The organism is Streptomyces sp. NRRL B-24572, from assembly GCF_002156145.1.
GTDB classification, from domain to species: Bacteria; Actinomycetota; Actinomycetes; order Streptomycetales; family Streptomycetaceae; genus Streptomyces; species Streptomyces vietnamensis.
This window is the reverse complement of record NZ_MWIG01000383.1, coordinates 1-5,341: the sequence shown is the minus strand read 5'-3', so window position 1 is coordinate 5,341 and position 5,341 is coordinate 1. Positions and strand designations below refer to the sequence as shown.

Genomic DNA, 5,341 nt, shown 5'->3' with positions numbered 1-5,341 from the left:
CAGGACGCCCGGGCGTCCTGGAGCACGATGTCGCTGGTGGGGTCGCGCCCGATGCGATAGACGCGGCTCGGGTTCATGAGCGTCGCGTCCCCGTCGATCTCGAGGACCAGATCGGGCGCCGCGGGCACGACGGGCCGCTCTGCCATGCGTTGAATTTTATCCGCCGGTGCTGATCGCCGCCCGGGATGAGGACGCCGGTAGGGTGGGCGTCCGCCGCGCGAGCGGCCCCGAAGGCGTGTCCGACGAGGAGGAAGCACCCGTGCCGAAAGGTGTCACCAGGCGACGGCCCCGCACGCGCGCGGCCCTCCTGAAGGCAGCCCTGGAGACCTTCGCCGAGCACGGCTTCCACGCGACGACGATCGAGCAGATCTGCGAGCGCGCCGGCTACACGCGGGGCGCGTACTACTCGAACTTCGCGAGCAAGGAGGAGCTCTTCCTCGCCCTCTTCGACGAGCACAGCGAGCGGACGGTACGGCGCCTCGCCGAGGCCATCGACGCGCTGACCCCCGAGGAGTACACCCTGACCCGGCTCGCGGAGCTCGCCGCCCGCGTCGAGTCCGACGAGCGGGACTGGTACCTCGTCACCACCGAGTTCACCCTGCACGCGATCCGCGACCCGCAGGCCGCCTGGGTGCTCGCGCGCCACGACGAGCGGCTGCGGGCCGAGATCGCCCGCGGCCTCACCCTCGTCCTGCGCCGGGCCGGACGCGAACTGACCGTGGAGGCCGACCGGTTCGCCCGCCTCCTCATCGCCCTGCGCGAGGGAGGTCTCGCGCAGAGCTACGTGGAGCCGGCCGAACTGCCGCCCGGCACCCTGGAACGGCAGTTCCTCGCCCCGCTCCTGGAGGCGACGACGCGCGAGATCCCCGACTAGGGCCTGTCCGGCGGGTCATGTGACCTCCTCATGCCGGACGTGGTGGAGACCCGGCAGGTCTCGGCGGCCGGTGAGCTGAGTGCCGCCGGCCGGAAGACGTTGCGGGCAGGATGCGGGCGCCCGACCTGTGAGGAGGCCTGCTGATCATTGCAGTGCCCGGCGCAGTGCGTGTTTGTCGGGTTTGCCGATGCTGGTCAGCGGGATGGCCTTCATGACGTGGAAGGCGTGAGGGGCGTGGAGCCTGCTTTTGTGGGTGGTGACGTAGGCGCGTAGCTCGTCGCCGGTGGCGGTGTGGCCGTGGGCGGGCACGATGGCGGCGTGCACGTGTTCGACCGTGTCCTCGTGTCGTACTCCGAAGACGGCGCACTGGGCGACGGCGGGATGGGCCGTCAGCACCGCCTCGATCTCGCTGGGATAGACGCGGGCGCCTTCGATGGTGATCGTGTCGTGGCTGCGGTCGGCGAGGAAGAGGTAGCCGTCGTCGTCGAGGTAGCCGATGTCGCCGGTGCGCACCCAGCCGTCGCGCAGAACGCGGGCGGTCAGTTCGGGCTGCTTCCAGTAGCCGTTCATCATGCTGTGGGCGCGGGCGTGGATCTCGCCTTCGCTGCCTGTGGGCAGGATGTCGCCGTGCCGGTCGCGGATGCTGAGTTCGACGCCGGGCAGGGCACGGCCGACGGTGATCTGCCCGTGGCGTCCGGTCACGCCGTGTTCCTCGGGGTGCACCTCGGTCAGCCCGAGCGTCTCGTTCTGTCCGTACCAGCTGTGCAGGACCTTGCCGAAGACGTTCTCGGTCTGCCGCAGCCTGGCGGGGGAGGCGGGGCTGCCGCCGTAGGTGATCCGCTGGACGCTGGAGATGTCGGTGGTGGGCAGAGCGGGATGGTCGAGGATCTGGTGGAGGAGAGGTGGCAGGAGCCACAGGTGGGTGATCCGCTCGCGTTCGATCGCGGCGAGCACCTCGCCGGCGTCGAAGGCGGGCTGCAGAACGACCTCGCCACCCTGCAGGAGCGCCAGGTCCGCACAGAGCCCTGCGACATGGGTGAGAGGCGTACAGGCCAGGTAGCGAGGCGGAGTCTTTGACGGGGCGCACAGGACGTCCAGGGTGCGGCGGTAGGGGCCGTGCTTCATCTGCAGGCCCTTGGGCAGCCCGGTGGTGGTCCCGCCCGTGTGACGGATGCACCAGTCGTCGTCGTCACCGACGGGCACGATGACGGGTGCCGAGGGTCGCCGGGCCGCCGCTGCGCAGATGTCGTCGGTGTGCGGGGACGGGCCCAGCGTTGCCACCGTCGGCACACGAACCAGCGGCCGAAGCCGCTCCAGGTCCGTGGAGCGGGTGGAGTCGGCCAGCAGCAGTTCGGTCTCGACGTCGTCGACCAGGTGTGCCAGGACGTCGGGGGACAGCCCGTCGTACAGGGGGGTCACCCGGGCGCCGGACAGGTTGGCCGCGTAGCGGGCGATCAGCGCCTGGGGGGTGTTGCCGGTGAGCAGGGCAACGGTCTGTCCGCGTCGGACGCCGCGTGCGGTCAGCTCTCGGGCGAGCCGGTGGACGTTGCCGCGCAGCTCGCCCGCGGTGACCTGCCGGCGGTCGTGGCAGATGATCGCCGGCCTGTCGGGATCGCGAGCCAGGGCGTCGAGGACGGCTTGCGGGTAACCGACGAAGCCGGGGCCGGTCGTGGTGGGCGTGTGGTCGGACATGATTGCCCCTTGAGGAGGAGGTGGCCGCGGCCGGGCCGGCTGGTGCTCGTCCGGTCCGTCACGGGACCAGAACAGGCGCCGCGCCGTGGCGTTCGAGGGCGGTGAGGTACGGCAGGCCGTCGAGCGGCTGGTCGGTGAAGAAACGGCCCAGCAGCTGGGACATCTCGTGCGGGCGTTCGAGATGGCACAGATGGTCGGCGCCCCGGATCAGGCTGAAGACGCTGCCGGCGATCGTGGCGGCCACCTCGCGCCCGAGGCCGGGACGGGTGAGGGTGTCGTGTTCGCCGGTGAACACCAGCGCCGGCACGCCGTGGACACCGCCGGGCCGAAGCCCTTCCCAGCCGATGACGCGCAGGGTGGAGGCCAGATGCCGGGGGATGTCGGCCTGCGTGACCGACCCCATCGTGCGGGCGAGGACGCGGGTGACGACCGCGCGTTTGTGGATCTCCTGCTCGCCCGGAGACAGCAGCGCGGCGACGCTCATCCGGGCATAGGCGCCGGCATCACCGGACTGAAGGGCGTCGGCCATGGCCTGCAACGCCGCACGCTGTTGTGGGGGATACACGGGAGCGGCACCGACCAGCGCCAGACGCGCGACGCGCTCAGGATGCTCCTGGGCCACACCGTAGGCGATCGGCACGGCGTAGGAGGCGCCGAAAAGGTTCACCCGGCTCAAACCCAGCCGGTCGAGCAGGTCCACCAGGGCACTGACGAGGAAATCGAAGCCGTACGAAGCGGGCAGTGCATCAGCCGCACCCGACCCCGGCAGGTCCACACTGACCACGGTCGCCGAAGCCGCCCAGAGTGCTTCCAGCCGCTGATAGGCGTACATGTCCTGGAAGGCGCCGCCGATCACGACCACGGGCTCGGTGACCGCGGTGTCGTTCTCGACGATCCGGCATCGGTAGCCGAACCCGTTAAAGGTAAAATGACAGACCTTCTCAGCATTCATGATCGGTCAACCGCGCTCCTCACCCAAAGGTCACGCGGTCCACGCGGTCTGTCTCTACAGCGCGTGATCCCTGTACGGAACGCTTCGGACGGCTGATGGTCACCACCGGGTTCGGGGGAAAGGGACGTCAGCGCGTGCTGTCGCCCGCTGCCAGGGGCAGCACGTGCACGGTTCGGCGTCCCGGCAGCAGGGCCGCGACGACGACCGCGAGAACGGTGAGGACGACCGTCCATCTGAAGGCGTGAGCGAAAGCGGCCGGGGTGTGGCCACCGTGCTGGAGCAGAACGGCGAGGGCAGCGGTGCCGAAGGAGCCGCCGAGCTGCTGGACGATCCGCGTCGTGGTGCTGGCATCCGAAACCCGCACGTCATCCAGCCCCTCATAGGCACCGACCATGACAGCGAGGTTCGCCGCGCTCATGCCGAAACCGCGGAGGAACAAGGCGACGCAGACGATCGGGCCGTCACTGACCGGGACGACGAAGGGCCACGTCCCGGCGGCACTCAGCAGGAGACCGGTCACCACGACCGGACGCGGCCCGACCTTGTCGGCGACCACGCCGGCCACCCGGGCCGACAGCGCACCGGCCCCCTGAGAAGCCAGCAGGAGGCCGGTGGCGACTACGCCCTTGCCGAGCACGAGCTGGTAGTAGAGCGGCAGCAGGAACATTCCGCCGTACATCGTCAGACCGCCGACGAACATCAGCACCGAGGTCGCGGCGAAGGACCGCAGGCGAAACAGCCTGACGTCGATCAGAGGTGCCTCGGCTCGCATGCTCCGCCCGACGAACGCGGCGACCAGGACGGCCCCGGCCGCCATCGGCACGAGCACACGCGCTCGCCCGAAACCGACCTGCCCGCCTACCTGCGAGAGGCCGTACACCAGCGCGGTGAGACCGGGGCAGACCAGGACCAGCCCCACGACATCGAGACGCGACGCACGCAGGGCGCGATCGTGGGGGACGCCCCGCCAGGCAAGAAACAGAGCCAGCACACACACGGGCACATTGACGTAGAAGATCCAGCGCCAGCCGAGATGCCCGATGAGCAGTCCACCGACCACCGGCCCCAGGACCGGCCCCAACAGAGCCGGCAACGATACGACGGCCATGAGCCGCCCCACCCGTTGCCCGCCGCATGCCCGCACGATGATGGTCTGCAGGACCGGCAGCATCAGCCCGCCGCCCGCGCCCTGCACACCTCTGAACAGGACCAGCGACACAACGCTGCCGGCGAACGCACACAGCACCGATCCCACGAGGAACAAGACCAACGCGCCCAGCCAGACCCGCCGTGTCCCGAACCGGTCGCCTGCCCACCCACTCACCGGCATGACCAGCGCGAACGCCAGCAAGTAGGCGGTGCTCACCCACTGGACACCCGCCGTAGACACGCCGAAGTCCCGGCCCAGGGCGTCGACCGCCACCGAGACGATCGTGCTGTCGAGCAGCGGGGCGAAGGCGCCCACGGCCAGAATCCCGCAGAGCCTGAGCAGGGCAGGCTCAAGGCGCTCCTTGGACATATGCGGCCCCCTGGGTCGTCACGCGTCGACTCCAGCCCCTGCCCTGGCGAAGAGCCGCGATCGCCGGTTCCGTACCGAGGCGGCCGGTCGCCCTCGTCCCACGACAACCGTTCGCGGACCGTCTGCCGATGACGTGGACGGATGCACCACCACAACGATCAAAAGGCCCGCGATGTCACGGGATGGCTGCCGACCGGGCGCAGCCGGGTTCAGTCCACCCGGAACCTGTCCGGCAGATCATGTGACCTCCTCGTGCAGGACGTCTCGGGACCCACCCTGGGGCAGGACGTGGTGGAGACCCGGC

General features: G+C 70.1%; 4 protein-coding genes. 1 reads left to right on the top strand and 3 read right to left on the bottom strand.

All coding sequences use genetic code 11. The features are described from left to right. Positions 1-259: 259 nt before the first annotated feature. Positions 260-874, top strand: coding sequence for a TetR/AcrR family transcriptional regulator (locus tag CCN56_RS22715; protein WP_086829505.1), 615 nt, complete (start codon positions 260-262; stop codon positions 872-874). A 144-nt stretch (positions 875-1,018) separates the two neighbouring features. Here CCN56_RS22715 and CCN56_RS22710 read toward each other — a convergent pair whose 3' ends face one another. The 3 genes from CCN56_RS22710 to CCN56_RS22700 all read right to left on the bottom strand — a co-directional run bounded on the left by CCN56_RS22710 (position 1,019) and on the right by CCN56_RS22700 (position 5,037). Continuing rightward, on the bottom strand, positions 1,019-2,566 hold the full coding sequence (locus tag CCN56_RS22710) for a class I adenylate-forming enzyme family protein (protein ID WP_086829503.1): 1,548 nt from the start codon (positions 2,564-2,566) through the stop codon (positions 1,019-1,021). Between the two features lie 58 nt (positions 2,567-2,624). Continuing rightward, a complete protein-coding gene (locus CCN56_RS22705) occupies positions 2,625-3,518 on the bottom strand; it encodes an alpha/beta fold hydrolase (protein WP_086829501.1) in 894 nt (297 codons plus the stop codon). Between the two features lie 127 nt (positions 3,519-3,645). Then, positions 3,646-5,037, bottom strand: coding sequence for a DHA2 family efflux MFS transporter permease subunit (locus CCN56_RS22700; protein WP_086829498.1), 1,392 nt, complete (start codon positions 5,035-5,037; stop codon positions 3,646-3,648). Positions 5,038-5,341: the final 304 nt, after the last annotated feature.

Bases quoted from the DNA above. Each gene is read 5' to 3' on its own strand.
- CCN56_RS22705 (WP_086829501.1), bottom strand. From the start codon at position 3,518: ATGAATGCTGAGAAGGTCTGTCATTTTACCTTTAACGGGTTCGGCTAC.
- CCN56_RS22700 (WP_086829498.1), bottom strand. From the start codon at position 5,037: ATGTCCAAGGAGCGCCTTGAGCCTGCCCTGCTCAGGCTCTGCGGGATT.
- CCN56_RS22710 (WP_086829503.1), bottom strand. From the start codon at position 2,566: ATGTCCGACCACACGCCCACCACGACCGGCCCCGGCTTCGTCGGTTAC.